Annotated in this window: 21 protein-coding genes; 6 read left to right on the forward strand and 15 right to left on the reverse strand. The window is 71.5% G+C overall.

The features are described from left to right. Window positions 1-156 precede the first annotated feature (156 nt). The 3 genes from ABTX18_RS24860 to ABTX18_RS24870 all read left to right on the forward strand — a co-directional run bounded on the left by ABTX18_RS24860 (window position 157) and on the right by ABTX18_RS24870 (window position 2,409). Entirely contained in the window at window positions 157-726 is a 570-nt protein-coding gene (locus ABTX18_RS24860) for a SigE family RNA polymerase sigma factor (protein ID WP_352124954.1), read from the forward strand. Beyond that, complete coding sequence (locus ABTX18_RS24865) at window positions 723-1,451, forward strand: hypothetical protein (protein WP_352124955.1); 729 nt, start codon at window positions 723-725, stop codon at window positions 1,449-1,451. The genes ABTX18_RS24860 and ABTX18_RS24865 overlap by 4 nt, the downstream gene beginning before the upstream one ends. 112 nt (window positions 1,452-1,563) lie before the next feature. After that, complete coding sequence (locus tag ABTX18_RS24870; RefSeq protein ID WP_352124956.1) at window positions 1,564-2,409, forward strand: pectate lyase; 846 nt, start codon at window positions 1,564-1,566, stop codon at window positions 2,407-2,409. Between the two features lie 63 nt (window positions 2,410-2,472). Here ABTX18_RS24870 and ABTX18_RS24875 read toward each other — a convergent pair whose 3' ends face one another. The 12 genes from ABTX18_RS24875 to ABTX18_RS24930 form a co-directional block, all read right to left on the reverse strand. Then, window positions 2,473-3,576 carry a pectinesterase family protein gene (locus ABTX18_RS24875; protein ID WP_352124957.1) on the reverse strand — a complete coding sequence of 368 codons (1,104 nt, stop codon included), beginning with the start codon at window positions 3,574-3,576 and terminating at the stop codon, window positions 2,473-2,475. 105 nt (window positions 3,577-3,681) lie between these two features. After that, window positions 3,682-5,025 (reverse strand): pectate lyase family protein, encoded by a 1,344-nt coding sequence (locus tag ABTX18_RS24880; protein ID WP_352124958.1) that lies wholly within the window; start codon window positions 5,023-5,025, stop codon window positions 3,682-3,684. A 63-nt stretch (window positions 5,026-5,088) separates the two neighbouring features. Then, a complete protein-coding gene (locus ABTX18_RS24885) occupies window positions 5,089-5,910 on the reverse strand; it encodes a rhamnogalacturonan acetylesterase (protein ID WP_352124959.1) in 822 nt (273 codons plus the stop codon). Between the two features lie 167 nt (window positions 5,911-6,077). Further along, window positions 6,078-7,412 (reverse strand): ABC transporter substrate-binding protein, encoded by a 1,335-nt coding sequence (locus ABTX18_RS24890; RefSeq protein WP_352124960.1) that lies wholly within the window; start codon window positions 7,410-7,412, stop codon window positions 6,078-6,080. Between the two features lie 108 nt (window positions 7,413-7,520). After that, window positions 7,521-9,071 carry a glycoside hydrolase family 43 protein gene (locus ABTX18_RS24895; RefSeq protein ID WP_352124961.1) on the reverse strand — a complete coding sequence of 517 codons (1,551 nt, stop codon included), beginning with the start codon at window positions 9,069-9,071 and terminating at the stop codon, window positions 7,521-7,523. Then, window positions 9,068-9,895: a DUF6807 domain-containing protein gene (locus ABTX18_RS24900; RefSeq protein WP_352124962.1), complete on the reverse strand. Its 828-nt coding sequence runs from the start codon at window positions 9,893-9,895 to the stop codon at window positions 9,068-9,070. The genes ABTX18_RS24895 and ABTX18_RS24900 overlap by 4 nt, the downstream gene beginning before the upstream one ends. Further along, complete coding sequence (locus tag ABTX18_RS24905; protein WP_352124963.1) at window positions 9,892-11,076, reverse strand: Gfo/Idh/MocA family protein; 1,185 nt, start codon at window positions 11,074-11,076, stop codon at window positions 9,892-9,894. The genes ABTX18_RS24900 and ABTX18_RS24905 overlap by 4 nt, the downstream gene beginning before the upstream one ends. A 5-nt stretch (window positions 11,077-11,081) precedes the next feature. Then, window positions 11,082-12,002 carry a carbohydrate ABC transporter permease gene (locus ABTX18_RS24910; protein WP_352124964.1) on the reverse strand — a complete coding sequence of 307 codons (921 nt, stop codon included), beginning with the start codon at window positions 12,000-12,002 and terminating at the stop codon, window positions 11,082-11,084. Further along, the gene (locus tag ABTX18_RS24915; protein ID WP_326735514.1) at window positions 11,999-12,928 is read right to left on the reverse strand and encodes a carbohydrate ABC transporter permease; all 930 of its coding nucleotides are present in this window, start codon (window positions 12,926-12,928) and stop codon (window positions 11,999-12,001) included. Before ABTX18_RS24915 ends, ABTX18_RS24910 begins: the two co-directional genes overlap by 4 nt. 134 nt (window positions 12,929-13,062) lie before the next feature. Beyond that, window positions 13,063-14,790, reverse strand: coding sequence for an L-arabinonate dehydratase (gene araD / locus ABTX18_RS24920; RefSeq protein ID WP_352124965.1), 1,728 nt, complete (start codon window positions 14,788-14,790; stop codon window positions 13,063-13,065). Then, window positions 14,787-15,689: a dihydrodipicolinate synthase family protein gene (locus ABTX18_RS24925; RefSeq protein WP_352124966.1), complete on the reverse strand. Its 903-nt coding sequence runs from the start codon at window positions 15,687-15,689 to the stop codon at window positions 14,787-14,789. The genes araD and ABTX18_RS24925 overlap by 4 nt, the downstream gene beginning before the upstream one ends. Window positions 15,690-15,721: 32 nt before the next feature. Then, window positions 15,722-16,378 carry a GntR family transcriptional regulator gene (locus ABTX18_RS24930; RefSeq protein WP_352124967.1) on the reverse strand — a complete coding sequence of 219 codons (657 nt, stop codon included), beginning with the start codon at window positions 16,376-16,378 and terminating at the stop codon, window positions 15,722-15,724. Between the two features lie 261 nt (window positions 16,379-16,639). Here ABTX18_RS24930 and ABTX18_RS24935 point away from each other — a divergent pair, with 261 nt between their 5' ends. Then, window positions 16,640-17,839 (forward strand): MFS transporter, encoded by a 1,200-nt coding sequence (locus ABTX18_RS24935; protein WP_352124968.1) that lies wholly within the window; start codon window positions 16,640-16,642, stop codon window positions 17,837-17,839. On the opposite strand, the gene ABTX18_RS24940 is transcribed toward ABTX18_RS24935, so the two are convergent. Both ABTX18_RS24940 and ABTX18_RS24945 read right to left on the reverse strand, forming a co-directional pair. Continuing rightward, window positions 17,831-19,000 (reverse strand): hypothetical protein, encoded by a 1,170-nt coding sequence (locus tag ABTX18_RS24940; RefSeq protein WP_352124969.1) that lies wholly within the window; start codon window positions 18,998-19,000, stop codon window positions 17,831-17,833. The two genes, ABTX18_RS24935 and ABTX18_RS24940, sit on opposite strands and share 9 nt — an antisense overlap. Then, complete coding sequence (locus tag ABTX18_RS24945) at window positions 18,997-19,941, reverse strand: 5-dehydro-4-deoxyglucarate dehydratase (RefSeq protein WP_352124970.1); 945 nt, start codon at window positions 19,939-19,941, stop codon at window positions 18,997-18,999. Before ABTX18_RS24945 ends, ABTX18_RS24940 begins: the two co-directional genes overlap by 4 nt. Before the next feature lie 754 nt (window positions 19,942-20,695). Between ABTX18_RS24945 and ABTX18_RS24950 the strand changes: the two genes are divergently transcribed. Then, window positions 20,696-21,508: an NAD-dependent epimerase/dehydratase family protein gene (locus tag ABTX18_RS24950; RefSeq protein WP_352124971.1), complete on the forward strand. Its 813-nt coding sequence runs from the start codon at window positions 20,696-20,698 to the stop codon at window positions 21,506-21,508. A 77-nt stretch (window positions 21,509-21,585) separates the two neighbouring features. Next, a complete protein-coding gene (locus ABTX18_RS24955; RefSeq protein WP_352124972.1) occupies window positions 21,586-22,797 on the forward strand; it encodes a TerD family protein in 1,212 nt (403 codons plus the stop codon). Between the two features lie 120 nt (window positions 22,798-22,917). On the opposite strand, the gene ABTX18_RS24960 is transcribed toward ABTX18_RS24955, so the two are convergent. Further along, complete coding sequence (locus ABTX18_RS24960) at window positions 22,918-23,148, reverse strand: hypothetical protein (RefSeq protein WP_136328623.1); 231 nt, start codon at window positions 23,146-23,148, stop codon at window positions 22,918-22,920. Window positions 23,149-23,404: the final 256 nt, after the last annotated feature.

Below are 23,404 nucleotides of genomic sequence, written 5' to 3' on the forward strand. Positions count from 1 at the left end.
TTACTTGGTTACGCACCCATGTCGAAGCGCTTGCCTGCCGCGCTGGTACGCTCCCTCCCCCGCCCGCTCACCATGGGCGGCGGCCCGGCGGCGGCTGGGAACGTACACAGTCCGGCCGGGCGGGCACCGGGATTCGAGCGCAGAGATGAGGTAGCTGTGGGCACGTCCACCGACCAGACCGCTGCCGCCGAGTTCCATGAGTTCTTCGAGGCCCACTACGCCGAACTCGCCCGGCTGGCCCACCTGCTGACCGGTGAGGCCGATGCCGCCGACGATCTGGCGGCCGACGCCCTGCTGGCGCTCTGGCACCGCTGGGACCGGGTCAGGAACGCCGACCATCCGGTGGCGTACGCGCGCGGCGTCGTCGCCAACATGGCGCGGACCCGGATCCGCACCGCGGTGCGTGAGCGGCGGCGGATCGCGCTGTTCTGGGCGCCGCGCGGCGACGGGGACGCGGTCGAGGGTCCGGATGTGTCGGCGGTCGTCGACGTCCAGGGGGCGCTGCGCAGACTGCCGTTCCGCAAGCGTGCCTGTGTGGTGCTGCGGCACGCCTTCGATCTCTCGGAGCGCGACACCTCTCTGGTGCTGGGCATCTCGGTGGGTACGGTGAAGAGCCAGACCTCGCGTGCCGTGGCGGAACTGCAGCGGCTGCTGGGTCCGGAGACGTCCGCCGCCGCGCAGATGCAGGCGGCCGTCGCGGCGCAGCGCAGCGGAGGAGAACGGTGAAGGACGAGGAGCTGTCCGTGCGGCTGCGGGAGGCCGCCGAGGCCCACCGCCCCGACCGGGAGCGGATGCTCGCCCGGGTGGAGCGCGGCGTGACCGAGGGCCGTCCGCCGGCCCGGGTGGTGCGCCCGCGGCGGGCCGCGGGGCCGTGGCTGCGGGTCGCCGGGGCGACGGCCGCGGTCTGCGGAGTGCTGGCGTTCGGTGCGGTCGCCGTCACCTCCGCCGGTGACGAGGGTGCGGACGGAACGCACGGGGAGCGCGTGGCCGCACCGCCGACGGCCTCCCCCGCCCCGTCCGTGACAACGCCCGCCGCGCTGGGCCGGCTGCGTACCGAGGACGGGCCGCTGTGGATGGACGCCGCCGTGGACCCGCACTCCAACGCGTACTGGGCGCAGAGCGATGTGACGCTGCGGACGGACCGGCCGCTGTCCTCGCTCACCGTGGAGCTGCGGGTCGCGCTCACCGGCGGGGTGAACAGCACAGGGGCCTGGCGCTCGCTGCCTGCGGAGGACTTCACCGTCTCGGTGTCCGAGGACGGCGGCTTTCTCGTCTACCGGTGGGCGCTGCGGGCGGGCCGGACCGTGCCCGTCGGCACCCACACGTTCGCCGGGCAGTACAACCACGCCGAGGGCGCCCGGGTCGCGACGGGCGACTACGTGACCGCGCACGCGGTCCGCACCACGGGTGAACGGGCCTCGGTGGGCGACTACTTCGGCCCGGAGCACTGACCGTATCCGGCGGACGGGAAAGGGAGACGGCAAAACCCGGCAACCTTTGCCCCGCCCGGTGGCGACCAAGGAGCGCAACGCTCCCCCCACCGAAAAGGAACGGGACACCGACATGAAGAACCGAGCCGTATCGCACGGCAGTCACGCCCGGCGCTCCGGCCGCCGCCGCATGATCGTCGCCTCGGCCGCCGCGCTCTCCCTCACCGGCGCCGCGCTCACCACCGGCCTGCTGGTCCAGGCCGGCGCGGCCACCACCGCCACCGCGGCGGCCGCGTGGCCGACGCCCACGGGTTCGCAGGCCGTCTCGGCGACCATCAAGGTCTCGGGGACGTACGACGGCAAGCTGAAGCGCTTCTACGGAAGCGGGGACCTGGGTGACGGCGGCCAGGACGAGGGTCAGGACCCGATCTTCGAACTGGCCGACGGGGCCGTCCTGAAGAACGTCGTCGTCGGCTCGCCGGCCGCCGACGGCATTCACTGCAAGGGCAGCTGCACGATCCAGAACGTGTGGTGGCAGGACGTCGGCGAGGACGCGGCGTCCTTCAAGGGCACCTCGTCGGGCGCCACGTACAAGGTGACGGGCGGCGGCGCCAGGAAGGCCGACGACAAGGTCTTCCAGTTCAACGGCGCGGGCACGCTGACCATCAGCGGCTTCCAGGTATCGGACTTCGGCAAGCTCGTCCGCTCCTGCGGCAACTGCTCCAAGCAGTACAAGCGCACGATCGCGGTCAGCGACATCGACGTGACGGCGCCGGGCAAAGCCCTGGTCGGGATCAACACCAACTACGGGGACACCGCGACGCTGAGGTCCGTACGGATCCACGGCGACAGCAGCAAGAAGATCAAGCCGTGCGTCCGCTACACGGGCAACGACGACGGTGACGAGCCGAAGGAGACGGGCAGCGGGCCGGACGGCACGTACTGCAAGTACAGCAGCTCGGACATCAGTTACAACTGATGCACGGTGACGGGAGCCCCGCCGGACAGGTCCGGCGGGGCTCCCGTCATGCGGTGGGGCGTTCTACGCGTACGGACGCCAGTCCCCGAGCCAGGCGGCCGGGGTGTGCAGGCGTGCCTGGGAGGCCGTCAGCCGGGGGCGGTTGGCGGGGATGGTGACGCGTGCGCCGGGGCCCGTGTTGCGGTACTCGGCGAACCGCTGCTCCTGCCACGGGAAGCCGGCGGACATCGTCCCGTACGGCTCGTCCGTGTCGATGCCGGCGCCGAGGTGGCTGTCGCGCACGGTCAGCATCGGGTGGGCGGTGAGGTCGGAGGAGGGCACCCAGGGGCGGGCCAGCTTGAAGTACCCGTCCGGCGCGGTGCTGGTGACGCGGGAGCGCTGCACCAGGTAGCCGTGCGGGTTGGCTCCCGCGGTGCTGGGCGCGAAGACGAATCCGTACGGCTTCGCGCCCAGGTCGGTGCGGGTCAGGGTGCGGAAGTGGCAACGGTCCAGGACGGCGGTGGCGCGGCCGAAGACGAAGTCGACGTCTCCTTCGACGTAGCAGTCGCGGTAGTACTGGCGGGCGAAGGCGGTGAGGGCGAGGGAGTCGGCGTACAGAGTGTCCTGGTGTCCCAGGAAGCGGCAGCCGTAGAACGCCGAACGGTCGCCCTGCACCTTGATGGCGACGGCCTGGGTGCCGGTGTATTCGGGGTGGTCGGCGCGGAGCCAGTCGTTGGCGAAGGTCAGGCCGTGGGCCGTGAGCCCGTCGGGCCGGGCGGTGATGGTGGCCGATCCGCTGGTGCCGTACGTTCCCGAACCGTCCGGCCGGGGGGTGCCGTTGGCGTTGGCGTACACGATGACGGTGTCGTGCGGGTCGCCGCTCGCGCCGATGAGGGTGAGGCCGGTCCGGTCGGCGGGGATGTCGACCGTCTCGCGGTAGGTGCCGGGGGCGATCACCAGGGTGCGGCCCGTGCCGGTCGCGGCGTCCACGGCGGCCTGGACGCCTGTGTGGTCGCCCCTTCCGCGTGCGTCGACGTACAGCGTCGCGGCGTCGAGGCGGCGGGACGGTGAGCCGTAGCGGCCGAAGGGGAGGCGTGGGCCGTGGGCGTGCGCGGTGGGCGCCGCGCCGAGGACGAGGGCGGCGCTGCCGCCCGCGAGCAGGGTCAGGGCGCTGCGTCTGCTGGGCATGGCGGTACTTCCTTACGTACGCGGGGTGCGGCGAGGGCCGGACGGGCCCCCGCCGGCGCCGGTGAAGGCGCCGAGGGGGCCCGTCCGCACGAGGGCGGCCGATGGTCAGGCGCCGGGGATCCGGCCGGCGCCGGCCTTGAGGCCGACGATCAGCGGCACGAGCAGCGGGTGGTCGACCCTGGTGCGCAGGGTCGGCGTCCAGCCGGCACCGGCGGTGAGCTGCTCCGCCGGGACGCCCGCGTTGTGGACGGCGATGAGGTCCGTCCGGCGGCCGTTGACGTAGTTGTCCGCGGCGGTGAGCGAGGACTCGGACCACTTCTTGAGGATCTTCGCCTGGTCGAATCCGGCGCCGAGGCTGAACGCGTTGTGCTCGGCGACGAGCTGGGACTTGGATCCGATGCCGTACGTGTAGCCGTAGACGCTGCCCTTGGTGGCGACGAAGTGGTTGTTGTACGAGTCGACCTGTCCGAAGCGGACGCGGGGGGCGCGCTCGTTCACGTCCTTGAAGAGGTTGTGGTGCAGGGTGACGCGGAGCTTGCCGGCGTCGGTCGCGCCGGCGCCGTCGCTGTTGCCGATGAGCATCGTCTTGTCGTGGTCCTTGAGGACGTTGTACGAGACGGTGACGAGGTCGGCGCCCTTGACGATGTCGAAGAGGCCGTCGTGCTGCTGGTACAGCTCGTCGAAGTAGCGCGGCTGGGCGGCGTCGGGGCGGTCCCCGTCGCTGAAGGTGTTGTGGTCGACCCAGACGTGGTCGGAGCCGTAGACGACGAGGTTGTCGTACTCGGAGTTCCAGTGGCCGGTGGTGCCGTCCGTGGGGTCCCACTGGGGGAAGCAGTCGTAGGTGTCCTCGAACGAGATGTTCCGGACGATGACGTTGGAGACGTTCTGGATCTGGAGACTGGCGCCGATGACCGTCGCGTCCTTGCCGACGCCCACAAGCGTGGTGTTGGACGGGACGTAGACGTTGACCGCGGCCTTCTGCAGCTTGGCGGAGGCCAGCCGGGCGTCCTCGAGAGGGCCGGACGGAACCTCGTCGCGGCCCCAGGTGGCCGGGTCGTAGGCGGCGAGGTACTTGTCCAGCGTGTAGCCGTCGGTCTCGTACGCGGCGCAGTCGATCGGGGTGCCGGCCGCGTCGGAGTTCCCGTGGACGGTGCCGTCGATCTTGACGATCTTCGGGGCGTCGCCCGCTTCATTGAAGGCGGCGATCAGTTCGGCCCGGTTGCTCACGGTGTAGATGTGGTCGGGGGTGGCGGCGGCGCCCCCGGTGGTGGAGCCGTCGGCGGCGGCCCAGCCGTCGCCCTCGGCGAGGACGGCGCGGTCGATGCCCTTGTGGTGGCCGGGGCCGCCCGGGTGTCCGATGGCCTGGGCGGGGACGGACACGGCGAGCGCCAGGGAGGCGCAGCCCATCACCAAGGCAATGGCGCGGGCATGACAGATGCGTGCGGGCATGGCGGTTCCTTCGGTGGTGAGGAAGGTGAAGTGAGGCGGGGGCGAAAGGGGGCCGGGCAGCTGTCAGGCCTGCGGCCAGGTGATCCATTCGAGAGGGATCGCGGAATCGGTGCGTCGTACGTCGCGCGGGGCGAGGACCCGCCCGGCCACCAGGGCCCGGGCGACGAGCCGTGCGACCTCGACGGCGCCGCGGGGCTGGAAGTGCGTGTTGTCCTGGCGCCCGTCGGGGTAGTTGGGCGACTGGCCGGGCTCCAGCCAGTTGAAGTACGCCGTCGTGGCGTCGGGGCCGAGCTCCTGCCAGCGCGCGAGTGTGAGCGCCTGGAGGTCGAGCAGGGGGACGCGTTCCTCGGCGGCCAGCGCGCGCATCGCGGCGGGGTACTCGCCGTGGGTGGGCTTCGCCGTGCCGTCGGCGGCGAAGCGGCGGCGCTCCACCGGGGTGAGCAGGACCGGCCGGGCCCGGCGGGACCGTGCGGCGTGCACGTACTGGCGCAGGTGGTCCTGGTAGGTGGTGTACGGATCGGTGCCGCGGGCCGGGTCCTCGGTCTTCTCGTCGTTGTGTCCGAACTGGATCAGCAGGAGGTCGTCCTCCCGCACCTCCTCCAGCAGGGCGGCGAGCCGGCCCTCGTCGATGAAGCTCTTCGAACTGCGGCCGTTCATGGCGTGGTTGGCGACGCCCAGGGTGCGGCCGAGGAAGAACGGCAGGGCCATGCCCCAGCCGGTCTCGGGCGCCGCGTCGGCGTACTTCTGCGCGGCCGTCGAATCGCCGGCGATGTGCAGGGTGCGGGGGCGCGGGCGGCCGTGCGCCGCCGCGGCGGCGGCGGGGGTGGCGAGCGCCAGGGGCAGCGCGGCGAGGGCGGCCGCGGTCTGCCTGCGGGTGAGTGACACGGTGGAGCTGCCTCTCTCATGGGTGCGTAGCGGTGCGTACACGGGGCGTACGGGCGGTACGGGGTGCAGGAGGAGAAGTGCAGGAGTGGAGGGGACCGGCGGCGGGGCGCGACCCGAACCGCCGCCGGTCCCCGGTCACCGGGGTGTCGGCCTGGCAGGGAGTCCGATCAGCCGTTGCCGATCTCCTTCCACTCCTTCTGCGCCTTGTTCAGCTCGTCCGCGATCTTGTCGAGGAAGGCCTTGGCCGTGACCTTGCCGAGCAGCAGCTTCTGGAACTCCGGCTCGTTGTCCGCCTTGCTGATGTTGTTCCAGTCCGGCAGGTAGTACGGCAGCTGCACGATCTTGGTGGAGCCGTCGGTGAGGGCCTTCGCGGCGAGCTCGGTCGGCTCGCTGGCGCTGATCCACGGGTCCTTGGCGGCCTCGGTGTTGGCCGGGATGGCGCCCGCGGACTCGTTCCACTTGCTGTTCGACTCGTGCGAGGCGGCGAACTCGATGAACTTCCAGGCAGCCGTCTTGTTCTTGCTCGACCGGAACAGGCCGAGCCCGTCGACCGGGTTGGAGACCTGGACCCGGGTGCCGCCGTCACCGACCGGGTTCGGTATGCCGGCGAACTTGTCCTTGCCCAGCGCCTTCAGGTGGTCCTGGTAGGAGCCGAGGTTGTGGCTCAGCATGCCGATGGTTCCGGTGTCGAACTGGGCGACCATCTTGGTGAAGTCGTTGTTGACGTCGGCCTCGGGCGTCGCCTTCTTGTACAGCGCCACGTACTTCTCCAGCGCGGCGACGTTCTTCGGGTCGTTGAGCGTCGTCTTGTCGCCGTTCCAGAACTCCGTGATGCCGGACTGGCCGTACGAGGCGTCGATCGCCTGGGCGATGGAGCCGGCGCCGCCACGGATGGTGTAGCCGAACTTGTTGTCCTTGGCCGCGGTGAGCTTCTCCGCCGCCTTGTAGAAGTTGGCCCAGGTGGTGGGTGCTTCGAGGCCCGCCGCCTTGAACAGGTCGGTGCGGTACCAGAGGGCACCGTTGTTGGCGGAGGTCGGCACGGAGTACATGTCGTCGCCCCGGCCGCCCGCGGCCTTGACGCCGTCGACCATGCTCTCGACGAGCTTGCCGTTGAGCGAGGAGCCCTTGATCCGGTCGTTGAGCGGGTCGAGGGCCTCCTGCGAGACCATGTTGGCGAGGTAGGCGGTGCCCACGCCGCCGACGTCGGGCAGGCCGCCGCCCGCGATGGCCGTGTCGTACTTGGACTGCACGTCGGCGATCGGGATCGGCACGTACTTGACCTTGATGTCCGGGTACTTCGCCTCGAAGTCCTTGATGATCTCGGCCCAGATCTCGGTGCGGGGACCACCGTTGTTGTCCCAGAAGGTGATCTCGCCCTTGCCGCTGCCGTCGGTGCCGGTGTCGCTGCCGTCGTCACCGCAGGCGGTGGCGGCAAGCGCGAGCACCGCGACAAGGGAGACAGCGGCCGTGGCACGCCCCCGCTGCGTCTTCGAGATGTTCATGATCGGCTCTTCTCTCTCGGTTCTCTCGGTCCGTGCGCGTGAGTGGGGGGTTCGGTGGTTCCGGTGCCGGCCCGGCCGTCGTCCTGACGACTGCCCGGCCGGCACGGGTCAGGGGGTGGTGCGGAAACCGGTGAAACAGGCCGTCCCGGCCGGCCCCGTCCCGGGGGGCGCGGTGGCGAACAGGCCGAGCAGGGCGCCGACCCAGCGCCACGGCGTGGCGGCGAAGACCTGGCCCGAGGGCCGGTATCCGGACCCGTCCCCGGTGTCGGCGAAGAAGCGGCAACGGGCGCCGGGGGCGACCTCGATCCGGAGCCGGACCCGGCCCTCGGGTGCCGGCCTGCCGTGTTCGGCGTCGCGTTCGTGTTCGGCGACCGTCTCGGCGTACCGGTGTACGAGCCGTACGCCGTCCGCCGCGCGCTCCAGACCGATCCAGCTGAACGCGTCCCCGAGCACCGCGAGCCCGGCCTTGGCCCCCACCACCTCGCTGCCGAGGGTGAGTTCCGCCTCGGCGGTGAACGTCTCGGCGGGCAGCCGCTGGACCAGCACGTTGGGCAGGGCCCGCAGATCATGCGCGTACGCGGTCCGTACGCAGCTGAGCCGCAGCCCGTCCCCGCCGTGCTCGACGGTCCAGCCGGGGCGGGGGTTGGCGGTCCACTGCCACTGCCTGCCGTAACGTCCGCCCGGGAAGCTGTCGCCACTGGCCGGGGCCGTGACGGACTGCTCGGGCGCGGCGGGTTTGGTGTGGACGGAGACGGGCTCGCCCCCGTCACCGATGACCGGCCAGCCGCCGTCCGCCGCGTCCCAGCGCATCGGCTGGAGGTGGACCACCCGCCCGTACGCCCCGCGCTCCTGGAAGTGCAGGAACCAGTCCTCACCGGTCGCGGTCGTTACCCAGCCGCCCTGGTGCGGCCCGTTGACCTCGGTACGGCCCTGGGCGAGGACGACGCGCTCCTCGTACGGCCCGAAGAACTCCCGGGAGCGGAAGGCGCCCTGCCAGCCGGTGGTCACCCCGCCGGCCGGGGCGAGGATCCAGAACTCGCCGTCGCGCCGGTAGAGCTTGGGGCCCTCCAGGGTGAACCAGCCGGGGATCGTGTCGGCGTCGATCAGGGTCTTGCCCTCGTCGAGGAGCTCCCGTCCGTCGGGGCTCATCCGGTGGCCGGTGAGCCGGTTCTTGATGCCGGAGCGCGACTTGGCCCACGCGTGCACCAGGTAGGCCTCGCCCGTCTCCTCGTCCCACAGCGGGCAGGCGTCGATCAGTCCCTTGCCGGCCTTGACCAGATGAGGAGCGGTCCACGGGCCGCGGATGTCCTCGGCGTTGATCTGCTGGACGCCGTGGTCGGGGTCGCCCCAGAAGATCCAGAACCGTCCGGCGTGGTGCCGCAGCGACGGCGCCCACACCCCGCAGTCGTGGCGCGGCACGGCGAAGTCCGCGGCCGGTTCCAGCCGGTCCAGGGCGTGGCCGATGAGGGTCCAGTTGACGAGGTCGCGCGAGTGCAGCAGCGGCAGGCCGGGGACCCGGCCGAAGCTGGAGGCGGTGAGGTAGAAGTCGTCGCCGACCCGGATCACGTCGGGGTCGGACCAGTCGGCGTTCAGCACCGGGTTGCGGTAGGTGCCGTCGCCGAGGTCGGCGGTCCAGGGGCGCTCGTCCGGGGCGCTCACGCGGTCACCGCCCGGCGGACGTAGGCGGCGGCCGCGTCGCGGTCGAGCCGGCCGTCCGCGATGACGGTGACGACCCGGCGCACGATCGTCGCCCCCGCGGGGACGGGCAGCCGGTGGTCGGCGGCGAGGGAGGAGCCGACGCCCGGGTACTCGGTGGTCCGCACGAACCACGGGTCGCGGCGGGTCTCCTCGGTCGCCCCGGCGAAGACGAGGGTCCAGCCGTCGCCGCTCATGGCCACCCAGTCGGCGGCCTGTCCGTGCACCGCCTCCTCGCCGTCCGCGGACGCGCTGAACACGGCGGGCGCCGAGGGTTCCTTGGGCGCGCGCCAGAAGAAGCCGCCGTATCCGGCGCCCGGCCGGCCGTTGGTGGCGGGGCTGCCGATCGACAGGTCCGTGGCGCCCCGGTTGGTGAGCGAGAACGAGAAGTCCAGCGCCCAGGCGGTGGCGGAGAGCTCGGCGGTGGCGACCGTGCGGTGCTCCCGCAGCAGCTCGGTGTCGTCCGCCTCCCAGCTGAGCTCCTCGACGAATCCGTCCGGGTCGCGGAGCTTCCAGCCGAGATGGCGCTGGACCCCGTGGTTGTCGAGCACGGTGGGGCCCTGGTCGCGGACGAAGGTGCGGCCGCCCCAGAAGTTGTACCCGGCGACGTCGGGAACGGCGACGGAGGTGCCCAGGTGGTGCACGTGGTCGGCCGGGCGCTCCTCGGTGACGGGGGTGCCGGCGAGGGTGGTGACCGGGTGCAGGTAGGGGCGGCCGTCGGGGGCGGGGAGGTAGGTGTAGCGGCCGACCGGGCGGCCGGCGCAGCTCAGCAGTGCGGTGGTGGTCACGATGAACTCACCTCGGTGGGGGACCTGAGCGCCCAGGGGACGCCGAGTTCGGAGTAGAGCGTGAGGGTGTCGGCTCCCGCCGCGACGAGTCCGTCGATGCCGCGCACCACACGTCGGGCGGCGGCGGAGGCGCTCGCGGGCACGGTGTACCAGGCGTCGTCCGGCAGGGCGGCCGGTTCGGGGGCGGTGCGCACGGCCTCGACGACCTCCATGAACGCGCCGGTGCGGTGCGGCGGTACGAGGAGTGCGGCATCGCGCACCAGGTGGTCGACGAGGTTCTCCAAGAGGTCGGTCCGTCCGTGCACCGCCTCCTCGGGGCCGTGGCCCGCGCGCTGGACGAGGACGCGGTCCTGCTTGTACCAGAAGGTGATCCGGCCGCGGTCGCCGTGGACGATCACATAGGGCTCCCCCGCCTGTTCGGCGCAGAGGGTGACGGCGGCGGTGACGGGGACGCCGGCCATGGTGGTGACGCGTACGCAGGAGGTGTCGTCGGCCTCGATGTCATGGGCCCGGAAGAGCTCGGTCTCGACGGAGGCGATGTCCTGGGCGGTGCCGCTGCCGGCGAGTTCGAGGGCGGTGGCGACGGCGTGGGCCAGCGGGTTGGTCAGGACCCCGTCGACGACGTCGGTGTCCCCGATGCGGCGCCGCCCGGCCCAGGGCGCCCGCCGGTAGTAGGCCTCGTCCCGGACCCAGGCGCCCGCGGCCCCGTAGCCCAGGACGGTGCCGATGGCGCCGCTGCGCACCAGCTCACGGATGGCGGGCACGGCGTGCGAGCCGAAGGACTGGAAGCCCACCTGGCAGGCGATGCCGGCGTCTCGTACCCCGGCCAGGATCCGGTCGAAGTCGGCCCGCGTCGCGGCGGGCGGCTTCTCCAGCAGGAGGTGGACGCCGCTGGCGGCGGCGGTGAGCGCCAGTTCGGTGTGGGTCTGGATCGGGGTGCAGATGACGGCGGCGCGAGCCCCGGTGGAGTCCAGGAGGGCACCGAAGTCGGCCGACTGCTCGGGGAGTTCACCGGCGAAGGCGTCGAGTTCACCGTCGTCGAGCGGCTTCAGTTCGCAGACTCCGGCGAGCCGGACGAGGCCCAGGTGCTGAAGGCGCCGGATGTTGGCGAGGTGCCAGCGGCCGTGGCCGCGGGCGCCCGCGAGGACGATCGGAACGGGTGTGCTGGGTATCGACGGCATGTCCGTCACCCCTTCACTGCGCCGGCGCTGAAGCCGGTGATCAGCCACTTCTGGATGAAGGCGAAGACGATCACCACGGGGACCGCGGCGATCACTCCGCCCGCGGCGAGCGCGCCCAGGTCGACGCTGTCCGCGCCGATGAGGGTGTTCAGGCCGACCGGGATCGTCTGCTTGTCCTGTTCGCTGAGGAACATCAGGGCGAACAGGAAGTGGTTCCAGCTGTGTACGAAGGCGAAGGAGCCGACCGCGATGAGCCCCGGCCGCAGCAGCGGCAGCACCACCGCGCAGAAGGCGCGGAAGCGCGAGCAGCCGTCCACCCACGCGGCCTCCTCCAGCGTGACCGGCACGTTCTTGATGAATCCGCTGATCAGAATGATGGAGAGCGGCAGCTGGAACACCGTCTCGGCGATGACCACGCTCCCCAGGGAGTTGATCATCTGGAGGTTCTTGAAGATCTCGAAGAGCGGTACGAGCATCAGCGCGCCCGGGATGAACTGCGAGCAGAGCAGCGCCAGCATGAAGGCGTTCTTGATCTTGAAGTTGAACCGGGCCAGCGCGTAGCCGCCGGCCAGCGCGACGAGCGTGGTGCTGATCAGGGTGCAGACCCCGACGATCATGCTGTTCTGGAAGAAGATGGCGAAGCTGCGCTCGTTCCAGACCTTGGAGAAGTGCTCCCCGGTCATCGGCCAGGGCACCAGCGAGGTGGAGCCCGCGGGACGCACGGCGAACAGGAACATCCAGTAGAAGGGGATGAGGGTGAAGACGAGGTAGACGCCGAGCGGGACGTAGATCTGCCAGCGCGGCACGTCGTCGAAGGCGCGTTCACGGCCGGGCTTGGTGCGCCGGTGCGCGGAAGGGGGGCCGCTGTCCTGGACGGACGGTGGTGCGGCGTCGGTGCCGTTCTTCTCGGCCAGTGCGGCAGTCACTTGTGGTCGCCTCCGAACTTGCTCAGGCGCAGATAGACGATCGAGCAGAAGAGGAGGATCACGAAGGCGACGGTGGTGAGCGCGGAGGCGTATCCGAAGTCGTGGCCCTCGATGCCGGTGTTGGCGACGTAGAGCGGCAGGGTGGTGGTCTCGCCGGCCGGTCCGCCGCCGGTGAGGGTGTAGAGCAGGTCGACGTTGTTGAACTCCCACACCCCGCGCAGCAGCGTGGACAGGATGATCGCGTCCCTCAGGTGGGGCAGGGTGATGTGGAAGAACTGGCGCATCCGCCCGGCGCCGTCGACCGACGCCGCCTCGTACAGCTCCTTGGAGACGGACTGCAGGTCGGCGAGGATGAGGATGGCGAAGAAGGGGACTCCGCGCCAGAGTTCGGCGACCGTCGCGGCCCAGAAGACGGTTCCGGTGTCGGAGAGCACGGAGGTGCCGTAGTCGCCGATCCCGGCGTCCGCGAGGTAGCGGCTGAACCCGGTCGAGGAGTTGTAGAGCAGGATCCAGATGGTGCTGGTCAGCACACCGGAGACGGCCCACGGCGAGAAGACCATCGCGCGGGAGATGCCGCGGCCGATGAAGCTCTGGTTGACGATCAGGGCGAGGGCGAGCCCGAGGGTGAGCTGGAGCGCGACCTGGACGACCACCCACTGGGCGCTGAAGCCCAGCGTCGTCCAGAACTGGTCGTCGTCGGTGAAGATCCGGGTGAAGTTGTCGAAGCCCGCGAAGCCGTTCCGCCACGGCTTGGTGACGTTGTAGTTCTGCAGGCTGTAGTAGAAGACGCTGATCACCGGGTAGGCGATGAAGCCCAGCATCAGCAGCCCCGCCGGGGCGATCAGCAGGTACGGCAGTCGGCGCGGGCTCGCGGAGCGGCGCCTGGGCACCTTGGGCGGTGTGGCCACAGCGGCGGCTTGGGCCATGACACGTCTCCGTTCTCTCAGGTACGGGGGTGCGAGGTGGTGCTGTGCGGGGTGTTGCGTGGCGTGCACAAGCGCTTACCGCATGCCGTTCGACGGGCCGGACGGGGCGGAGCGCCGGAATTCCGGTGGGCCGTTCAGCCGGCGTAGGGGTCGGGGACTTCTCCCTGCCGGGCCAGGAAGGCGAAGTCGCAGCCGGTGTCGGCCTGGGTGATCTGGTCGTGGTAGAGCGCCCCGTAGCCGCGCTCGTACCGGGTGGCCGGCGGCGTCCACTCGGCCCTGCGCCGCGTCAGCTCCTCCTCCGTCACGTCGAGGTGGAGCAGGCGCGCCTCGACGTCCAGGGTGATGGAGTCACCGGTGCGCACCAGCGCGAGCGGCCCGCCGACGTACGACTCGGGCGCGATGTGCAGGACGCAGGCGCCGTAACTGGTGCCGCTCATCCGGGCGTCGGAGATCCGCACCATGTCCCGTACGCCCTGCTTCAGCAGGTAGTCGGGGATCGGCAGCATGCCGTACTCGGGCATCCCCGGGCCGCCCTTGGGGCCGGCGTTGCGGAGCACCAGCACATGGTCCGGGGTGAGGGCCAGGGCCGGGTCGTTGATGGTGCGCTGCATCTCCTTGTAGTCGTCGAAGACGACCGCGGGACCGGTGTGGCGCAGCAGGTGCGGCTCGGCGGCGATGTGTTTGATGACCGCGCCGTCCGGGCAGAGATTGCCGCGCAGGACCGCGACGCCGCCCTCCTCGGCCAGGGGGTTGTCGCGTTCGCGGATGACGTCGCTGTTGTGCACGAGCGCGCCGTCGAGCTGTGCGCGCAGGGTGTCGTGCGTGACCGTGGGCCGGTCCAGATGCAGTACGTCGGTCAGCCGGGCCAGGAACCCGGGCAGTCCGCCGGCGAAGTGGAAGTCCTCCATGAGGTACTTCCCGCCGGGCCGCAGATTGGCGAGCACGGGCACGGTGCGGGCGATGCGGTCGAAGTCGTCCAGGGTGAGCTTGATGCCGGAGCGGCCCGCCATGGCGATCAGATGGATGACGGCGTTGGTGGAGCCGCCGAGCGCGAGGACCGTGGCGACGGCGTCCTCGTACGCCTCCGCCGTGAGGATCGACGACAGCTTCCGCTGCTGCCACACCAGTTCGACGATTCCAAGGCCCGACTGCGCCGCCATCCGGTCGTGGCCGGAGTCGACGGCCGGAATGGAGGAGGCGCCGGGGACGGTGACGCCGAGTGCCTCGGCGGCGGCGGTGAGGGTCGATGCGGTGCCCATCGTCATGCAGTGGCCGGGTGAGCGGGCGAGCCCGTTCTCCAGTTCGCCCATCTCGCAGTCGCCGATGAGTCCGGCCCGCTTGTCGTCCCAGTACTTCCACATGTCGGTGCCGGAGCCGAGGACTTCGTTGCGCCAGTGCCCCGGCAGCATCGGCCCGGCCGGTACGAAGATCGCGGGCAGGTCCACGGAGGCGGCGCCCATCAGCAGGGCGGGCGTCGACTTGTCGCAGCCGCCCAGCAGCACCGCGCCGTCGACGGGGTAGGAGCGCAGCAGCTCCTCCGTCTCCATCGCCAGCATGTTGCGGTAGAGCATCGGGGTCGGCTTCTGGAACGTCTCCGAGAGGGTGGAGACCGGGAACTCGAGCGGGAAGCCGCCGGCCTGCCAGACCCCGCGCTTGACCGCCTGTGCGCGGTCGCGCAGGTGGACGTGGCACGGATTGATGTCGGACCAGGTGTTGAGGATCGCGATGACCGGCTTGCCCAGGTGCTCCTCGGGGAGGTAGCCCAGCTGGCGGGTGCGGGCCCGGTGGCTGAAGGAGCGCAGCCCGTCGGTGCCGTACCACTGGTGGCTGCGGAGCTCCTCGGGGGCGATGCGGCCGGTCATATGGACCACCCCGCGACCTGGTCGGCGACCTCGGCGCGCTGCGACTCGGGCAGCACCCGGCTGGGCGGGCGGACATCGCGGCCGCACAGGCCGAGCGAGGCCAGGGCCTCCTTGACGACCGTCACGTTGTTGGCGGACTGCCGGTCGGCGCGCAGCTCCTCGAAGCGGCGGATCTGCTCCCAGACCTTCATGGCTGCCGGGTGGTCGCCGGCCCGCAGCGCCTCCAGCATGGCGATCGAGACACCGGGGGCGACATTGACGAGGCCGGAGGTGAATCCGGTGGCGCCGGCGGAGAAGTAGGCGGGGGCGTACAGCTCGGCGAGACCCGCGACCCAGACGAAACGGTCCAGTCCGGCGTCCCGGGCGAAGGCGGCGAAGCGCGCGGCGTCCGGAACGGCGTACTTGACGCCGATGACGTTCGGGCAGCTGTCGGCGAGGACGGCCAGACACTCACCGTCGAGGTGCGGGTTGCGGATGTAGGGGACGACGCCGAGCCCGGGGACGGCCTCGGCGATGGCCCGGTGGTAGTCGATCCAGCCGTCCTGCGAGACGTACGGGTGAACGGGCTGGTGCACCATCACCATCTCGGCGCCGGCGTCGCGGGCGTGCTCGGCGGCGGCGACGGCGGTCGGCACGTCGTGCCCGACACCGACCAGGATCGTCGCGCGGCCGCCGGCCTCGTCGATGGTCAGCTCGGTGACGGTGCGCCGCTCCTCGGGGGTGAGCGCGTAGAACTCCCCGGTGTTGCCGTTCGGGGTGAGGATGCGTACGCCGCCGTCGAGCAGCCTCCGCAGCAGGGCGCGGTGCGCCGCCGTGTCGATGGTGCCGTCCGCGGCGAACGGGGTCACCGGGATCGCCACGACATCTGCGAGGGCCGCCTTCAGCGGTGTGAGGTCCATGCGGACAGGCCTTTCGTCGGTGTGCTGCTGGTTCACGCCGCCCCGCCCCCGTCTTCGTCGGCGGGGAACGCGCGGCGCACGAACGACGCGATGTGGTCGTGCAGAGCCCCGGCCGCCGCGTCCGCGTCCTTGGCGAGCGCGAGCCGCAGGATCTCCCGGTGCTCGGCCGCCTCCCGCTCCCAGGACGGGATGGCCGTCCACGCGACGGTCGACACGAGCGCCGCCTGGTCGCGCACCTCGTCGAGCATCCGGGCCAGCAGCGGGTTGCCGCAGGGAAGGTAGAGCGCCCGGTGGAAGTCCCGGTTGGCGAGCGACCTGTCGGCCTGGTCGCCGGCCGAGTCGGCGCGCTCCAGGGCTTCCTGGGCTTCCTCCAGCGAGGCCTTGCGGGTGATCGAGCGGCGCAGCGCCTCCGGCTCGAGCAGCAGCCGTACGTCGTAGACCTCGCGGGCCATGGTCGCGTCGACCAGCCGCACGATGGCGCCCTTGTACTGACTCATGACGACCAGGCCGGTCCCGGCGAGCGTCTTGAGCGCCTCACGGACGGGGGTCTTGGACACCCCGAACTGTGCGGCGAGTTCGGTCTCGACGAGCGCCTGCCCTGGTCTCAGCTGCGCGGTCAGGATCGCGTGCTTGATCGCCTCCAGCACGTACTGGGTGCGGGACGGAATCGGGGTGGGCGCAAAGGTCATGAGTGAAGGGCTCTCGCATCTCGCGTATCGCGTCTCATATATGACGTACGAAGTACGACGCGATGAAGCTAGAGGCGCCGTGAATGTTTCGTCAACGCTTCTGACAGAAGAACTTCGGTGGACTACGACGTGTGCCGTACACCGATCTCCCGCCCCGGCCATCGCCGCCGCGCGGCCTACGGCATCTGCCCGATGCCCGGCAACGGCCTTACCGGAAACCCTGGTTGCACAACGAACACGCAGGTCAGGGAGGTTTCGACGGTGAGGTCGGCAACAGGGCGGGTACTGCGGGACCGGACAGCGGCCCTGTTCCTCGCGGCGGTCGTGGTGTCCGGTTTCGGCAGTTCCGCGATGTCGCTGGCCGCCGGTGTCTGGGTCAAGTCGCTGACGGGCTCGGACAGCCTGGCGGCGCTCGCCCTCTTCGCCGTCTGGCTCCCGGTACTCCTCGGGCCGTTCATCGGGTCGGTGGCCGACCGGCTGCCCAGGAAACCACTGCTGGTGGGGTCGAACGTCGTCATGGCCCTGCTGCTGACCACCCTGACCGCGGTGGACTCGGCGGGGCGGATCTGGCTCCTGTTCGCGGTGCTCCTGGTGTACGGGACCGGTTACGTCCTCATGGACGCTGCCGAGTCGGCCGTGGTCGCGCAGGCCGTGGACGCCCGCCTGCTGGGCGATTTCAACGGCCTGCGGATGACGGCGAACGAGGGCATGAAGCTGGTGGCCCCGCTCACCGGCGCGGCGCTCTACGCCCGCTTCGGCGGCGGCGCGGTGGCCCTGCTGGACGCGGCCTCCTTCGCCCTTGCCGCAGGGCTCTACGCACTGCTGCGGGTACGGGTGCCCGCCCCGGACCGCGAGAGCGGACGATCCTCGGGACTGCGGCAACTCCGCAACTCGCCCGTTCTGCGGCCCCTGGTGCTCGCCGGATCGGTCACGATGCTGTGCGCCGGACTCAACGGGGCGGCCCTGTACGCCGTCGTCGACAAGACGCTCGGCCACTCCCCCGCGTACGCCGGAGTGCTCACCGCTGTGCAGGGCGCCGGGTCCGTCACGATCGGGCTGCTGGCCGGACCGCTGCTGCGGCGGCTGCCGGAACGGGTGTTCACGGCGGCGGGGATCACCGCGTTCGCGGTGGGCGTGGCGCTGCGGGCCCTGCCGTACGACGCGGTGGCGCTGCTCGCCTGCGGCCTGATCGGGGCGGGCCTGCCCTGTGTGCTGATCGCCGCGATGACCGCGGTGCAGCGGGAGACCCCGGACGCGGTCCTGGGCCGGACGGCCGCGACCGCGGGCACGCTGATGATGGCGCCCAACGCGGTGGCGCTGGCGCTCGGCGCGGGACTGGTGGCCCTGGTGGACGTGACGGTGCTGCTGCCGCTGGTGGGCGCGGCGGCCCTGCTGACGGCGGCCTGGCTGGTCGCGGGCCGGCGGGGCACCCATTCCGCCGGCCCGCGCGTATCAGCCTGAGAGCGCTCCGGCGACGGCGGCGAGGTCCGGTCCCGAGGCCAGCCCCGCGTGGTAGAGGCGCAGTTCGTTCGCGCCGAGCGAGGCCGCGTGGGCGACGTCGCGCGCCAGCGTCCCGGGGTTGCCGCCCATCCCCCGCACCACGGTGAGGTTGGCCGCGAGGACCCCGCCGCGGCCGGCGAACGGGCCGAGCACGGCCTCGCGCGCCGCGTCGTCGCCGGTGCAGGGCAGCACCACGCCGTCCGCCACGGAAAGGATGTACTCCGGGTCGACGCCCACGTTGGCGCCGGAGCGGTACGGCGCGGGGTCGGCGTGCAGGAGCACCTGGAACCCGGGGCCCGCGGCCGCCCGCACCGCGGCGACCACCGACTCCTGGAGCCCGCGGGCCACCTGGGTACGCCACCGCAGGGTGGCGGCGGCGAGATCGGCGCCGAGCAGCTTCTCGACACCGCCCCAGCCCGCTTCCGGCGCGCCCGCACCGGACCACATCGGCTCCAGCGCCCGGCGCACAGCGAGGCCCAGCTCCTCGGCGTCCAGCCCCTGCCCGCCGTAGCCGGCCCGGCAGTCGGGGCAGAAGCACAGCGACATCAGGTACTGCGCCGCGTCGCCGAGGCCGACGCCCGCGGTCTTGTCGTGGGCGTGCAGATGCGCGAAGCCGTACCAGCCGCACGACTCCAGCTCGGTGCCGCCCGCCCCGTCCCGCACGGCCGCCTCCGCGGCCAGATCCACGAGATACGCGCGGACGTCGGGCTGCGCGATGCAGGGGGCCCACGGGTAGCGGTCCCCGTACGCGTTGACCACGGACGTCTCCGGATGCTCCGCGCCCATCCGGGAGTTGTGCGCGAGCACCACCCAGCTGTGCACGTCGAGCCCGGCGCCCGCCAGTGCCTCGGCGGCCTCCGCGTAGGCGTCGGACGCGTCGACCCAGGACTGCGTGTACGGGCGCAGGGTGCGCCCCGCCCACCGCTCCGCGTCCGGCGGGTACAGCACCGCGGCGTGCTCCGCCGTGACGATGCGGCGGGCGGGATGGCGCGGGGTCAGCGCCCGGGTGGAGTGGTAGGCGGAGGCGAGCGTCACCTGCTGGACGCCGAGCCCGGCGACGCGGTCGGCCGCGCCGGGGTCCCCGACGATGTCCCACGGATACAGGAAGGCGGAGGTCTTCACCCGCGCTCCCCCAGCAGCGCACGGCCCGCCTCGATGATCTCCGTCAGCTCCTTGATGTGCGCGGCCGGCGGCTCGGTGAGCGGGCTGCGCACCTCGCCGACGTCCAGCCCCTGCAGACGGACGGCCGCCTTGACCAGTGAGACGGCGTAGCCGCGGCCCTGGGAGCGCAGTTCGACGAGCGGACGGTAGAAGTGGTCGAGCAACGCGTTCACGAGCGCGTCGTCGCCCGCCTCCAGGGCGCGGTAGAAGGCCAGCGCGATATCGGGTGCGAAGGCGAACACGGCGGAGGAGTAGAGCGTGACGCCGATGCCCCGGTAGGCGAGGCCGGTGAGCTCGGCGGTGGGCAGCCCGTTGAAGTACAGGAACTCCTGGCCGGGCAGCCCGGTGCGGACGGCACTGACGATGCGCTGCATCAGGTCCAGGTCGCCGTAGCCGTCCTTGAGCCCGATCACGCCCGGCGTCTGCGCCAGCGCCACCACGGTCTCGGGCGTGAAGACCGCGTTGTCGCGCTGGTAGACGATCGTCTCCAGCCCGGTGGCGGCGGCCAGCGCCGTGTAGTGCGCCAGCAACCCCTCCTGGTCCGCGACGACCAGGTACGGCGGCATGGCGAGGAGCCCGTCCGCGCCGGCCTCCTCGGCGAGCTTCGCGAACTGGACCGCCAGCGCGGTGCCGTATCCGGCGCCCGCCACGACGGGCACCTCACCGGCGGTCTCCTCGACGGCCGCGGCGACCACGAGGCGGAACTCCTCGGGCGTCAGCGCATGGAACTCACCCGTGCCGCAGCATGCGAACACGGCCGCCGCACCGGCGTCGATGCCCTTGCGCACGTGCGCGCGAAAGACGTCGAGGTCGACGGAGCCGTCGGGCCCGTAGGCGGTGACTGGGAAGAAGAGCGGCCCGGCGACAGCGGTGAGTCGGGCGGCGAGTGGGGCTGAGGTCACGGGCGCTCCCTGCGGGTGGCGGTGTGCATGTTTCTGACTGACGTCCATACTTATGAACGTACGCTAGCCAGCGAGTTGCTTGGGGTCAAGATAGGTCGCCCTGGCCGGGCGGGGGCCTTGTCCTCAATCGCCGGACGGGCTTGATTGTGCGGGTGCCCTGCGGGGGTGCAGGTTGCTCCGGCGGGCCGGTTCCGTCCTCAATCTCCCCCATGGCCTTAAGGGCACGGGGGGACCCCCATGACGGGCTTGGTGGGTGCGGCTGGCCCCGCGGGGTGGCGCGCTAGCCCCCTCGTGGGGGTCCGGGGTCCCTCCGGGGCGTCTCCTCAAACGACGAACGTTCCACCGGTACGCGGGGGACCCGGGTCGGTGTTCGTCATCCTGCGGGGACTCCCCTGCACGCCCCCGGCCCCTGCCGCCTTGCGTCTGCGACAGTCGATCCACCGGGCGTACAGGCGCAGGGCGGCCGGGTGGGGGCGTGCAGGGGAGTCCCCGCAGGAAATGGCGTACGACTCAGGCCCTTTTCGCACCCGGCCGCACACGCCATTTCTGAGGAGTCTCCCCGGAGGGACCCCACCCCCACCCACCGGCCTGGCGCACCCGCACCCCGCGGAGCATCCGCACCCGCACACAAGCCCGTCCGGCAATTGAGGACGGAACCCCGCCGCCCCGGACCGGGGCAACCCTTGACGCAAAACCCCACCGCTCCGTAACTTGTCCACGGATGTGAATGCAGTCCAAACGAGGAGATCCGCGAATGACCGCGCCCCGCCCCGCCGTCCTGCTCACCGGCGCAGCCGGCGGTCTCGGCACCCTGATGCGCGGGCTGCTGCCCGCCCACGGCTACGACCTCCGCCTGCTCGACATGGTCCCCATCGAGGGCGAGCCGGACGCGATCACGGCGGACCTGGCCGACAAGGAGGCGCTGCGCGAGGCCGTGCGGGGTGTCGACGCGATCATCCACCTTGCGGGCATCTCTCTGGAAGCCTCGTTCGACAAGATCCTCCGGGCGAACATCGAGGGCACCTACAACCTGTACGAGGCGGCCCTCGCGGAGGGCGTGCGGCGGATCGTCTTCGCGTCGTCGAACCACGCGATCGGCTTCACCCCCCGGCCGCGCGACGGGGACCCGCTCATCCCGGTCGACACCCCGCGCCGCCCGGACACGTTCTACGGCCTCTCCAAGTCCTTCGGCGAGGACCTCGCGCAGCTGTACTGGGACCGGCACGGCCTGGAGACCGTTTCGGTGCGGATCGGTTCGTGCTTCCCCGAGCCGACGTCCGTACGGATGCTGTCCGTCTGGATGAGTCCCGCCGACGGCGCCCGGCTCTTCGACGCCGCGCTCACCGCGGAGAACGTGGGCCACACCGTCATCCACGGCTCCTCGGACAACACCCGCCTGTGGTGGGACCTGACGACGGCCCGTTCCCTCGGCTACGAGCCGCAGGACGACTCGGAGGAGTACGCGGCGAAGCTCATCGCCGAGCACGGCGAGCTCGACCCGGACAACCCGGACCACGCCCACCTCGGCGGCCACTTCTGCACCAACCCGCCGATCTGGCCGTACTGAGCGGATACTGCCGCCGTACGGGCGAAGCCGGCCGAAGGTAAGGGAACGGCAAAGCCGGGTCATTCGTTACCCCGTGCATGACCGCTATGACACCCGGCTCGAACATCCCCCTCTCCGCCCTCCGCGTGGCGGTGGACGTCGCCGCCCCCGTGCGGCTCGACGTATCGGGCCTGCTGCTCACCGCCGACGGCAAGGTGCGATCCGACGAGGACTTCATCTTCTACAACCAGCCCGCGGGCCCGGGTGTGACCTACCGCTCCGGCGGCGGCACCGCGCCCGACGCGATCGTGGTGGACACCGCGGCCGTGCCGCCCGGCATCGAGAAGATCGTCGTCACGGCGAGCCCGGACGGGGCGGGTCAGACCTTCCAGGGCATCGAGCCCACCGCCACGGTGCGCAACGCGGACGACGGCAGTGCGCTCGCCACGTTCACCCCGCCCCGGCTGGGCGCCGAGACCGCGCTCGTGGTCATCGAGATCTACCGCCGGGCCGGCGCCTGGAAGGCCCGGGCGGTCGGCCAGGGCTATACCAACGGCCTGGCGGGCATCGCCACCGACTTCGGCGTCTCGGTCGAGGAGGAGCCCGCCCCCGCCCCGGCCCCCGTCGCGCCCCCGGTAGCGGCAGCGCCCACCGCGCCGGTGGACCCGCGGATCGCCGCACCGCCGGCCCCGCCCGCCGCACCCCCGGCACCTCCGGCGCCCGTCGCTTCAGGGAAGATCAACCTGGACAAGGGCCGGGTCAGCCTGCAGAAGAACCAGACGGTGTCGCTGGTCAAGGGCGGCCGCCCGCTGCTCTCCCAGGTCAAGATGGGCCTCGGCTGGGAGCCCGCGTTCCGTGGCAAGGACATCGATCTCGACGCCTCGGTGATCGCCTACGGCCCCAACCGCAACCACCTGGAAAGCTGCTACTTCGGCAAGCTCTCCATCCTGAACGGGGCCATCAAGCACTCGGGGGACAACCTCACCGGTGAGGGCGCCGGCGACGACGAGGTGATCGTCGTGGACCTGGGCCGGATCCCCCCGGAGGCGACCGGACTGGTGTTCACGGTCAACTCGTTCACCGGCCAGAAGTTCACCGAGGTGGCGAAGGCCTACTGCCGGCTGATCGACGCGGCCACCGGCGAGGAGCTGGTCCGCTTCGATCTGACGGGCGCGGAGCCGCAGACCGGCGTGATGATGGCCAAGCTGATCAAGCAGTTCTCCGGCGAGTGGGAGATGACCGCGATGGGCGACTTCGTGAAGTCGCGCACCGTCCGCGGCATGGTCAAGCCCGCCGCCCAGTCCCTCTAGGCCGCCCAGTCCCTCTAGCGGGACGCAAACGGCTTCAGGGGCACCCGGCTGACTGCGGGCGCCCCTGAAGGCGGTCGGCGAGAGAAATATGGCGTACTCGGCGCGTGCTCGTCGCTTCTCTCAGAGCTTGGTCAGCTTGGAGTACGGGCTCAGGATCCTCCCCTGTCGCCCCGAGAAGTCGATGAGCACTGCGTCGTTGTCGCCCTCGACAGCAAGGACTCGGCCGAGTCCGAACTGGTCATGCGACACCCTGTCGCCCACATCGAACATTTCGACCGGTGGGGCCGCCTGGGCCGGGCGGTTGAAGGGACTGGAAGGCAGGTGACGCCGGGATCCGGCTGACTGTTTCATTACCTCGAGTATGCGCCCTGGAAAGGCCCGACGCCATGCCCGACCGCTCCTGGGGCCGCACTGATGCCGGATTCGTAATCAGCGGTTCCGGGACCGTGGACCGTTCCTCCCCGCTTCCGGCAAGGGCACCGCCCGTGCGGCGGCCCCCGCCGGACCTGCCCGGATGTGGCGGTTATCGCTTCCCCGCGGCGCGTGGTGGAAGGCCCCGTGAGGGACCGGCCCGGTGCGGCGGTGCCGCCGCGGGCGGGCCGGTTCA

Source organism: Streptomyces sp. NPDC096323 (assembly GCF_040302845.1).
Lineage (GTDB): Bacteria > Actinomycetota > Actinomycetes > Streptomycetales > Streptomycetaceae > Streptomyces.

Coding starts and splice junctions, on each gene's coding strand:
- ABTX18_RS24870 (WP_352124956.1), top strand. CDS start 1,564: ATGAAGAACCGAGCCGTATCGCACGGCAGTCACGCCCGGCGCTCCGGC.
- ABTX18_RS24875 (WP_352124957.1), bottom strand. CDS start 3,576: ATGCCCAGCAGACGCAGCGCCCTGACCCTGCTCGCGGGCGGCAGCGCC.
- ABTX18_RS24880 (WP_352124958.1), bottom strand. CDS start 5,025: ATGCCCGCACGCATCTGTCATGCCCGCGCCATTGCCTTGGTGATGGGC.
- ABTX18_RS24890 (WP_352124960.1), bottom strand. CDS start 7,412: ATGAACATCTCGAAGACGCAGCGGGGGCGTGCCACGGCCGCTGTCTCC.
- ABTX18_RS24905 (WP_352124963.1), bottom strand. CDS start 11,076: ATGCCGTCGATACCCAGCACACCCGTTCCGATCGTCCTCGCGGGCGCC.
- ABTX18_RS24915 (WP_326735514.1), bottom strand. CDS start 12,928: ATGGCCCAAGCCGCCGCTGTGGCCACACCGCCCAAGGTGCCCAGGCGC.
- araD (WP_352124965.1), bottom strand. CDS start 14,790: ATGACCGGCCGCATCGCCCCCGAGGAGCTCCGCAGCCACCAGTGGTAC.
- ABTX18_RS24925 (WP_352124966.1), bottom strand. CDS start 15,689: ATGGACCTCACACCGCTGAAGGCGGCCCTCGCAGATGTCGTGGCGATC.
- ABTX18_RS24930 (WP_352124967.1), bottom strand. CDS start 16,378: ATGACCTTTGCGCCCACCCCGATTCCGTCCCGCACCCAGTACGTGCTG.
- ABTX18_RS24950 (WP_352124971.1), top strand. CDS start 20,696: ATGACCGCGCCCCGCCCCGCCGTCCTGCTCACCGGCGCAGCCGGCGGT.
- ABTX18_RS24955 (WP_352124972.1), top strand. CDS start 21,586: ATGACCGCTATGACACCCGGCTCGAACATCCCCCTCTCCGCCCTCCGC.
- ABTX18_RS24960 (WP_136328623.1), bottom strand. CDS start 23,148: ATGAAACAGTCAGCCGGATCCCGGCGTCACCTGCCTTCCAGTCCCTTC.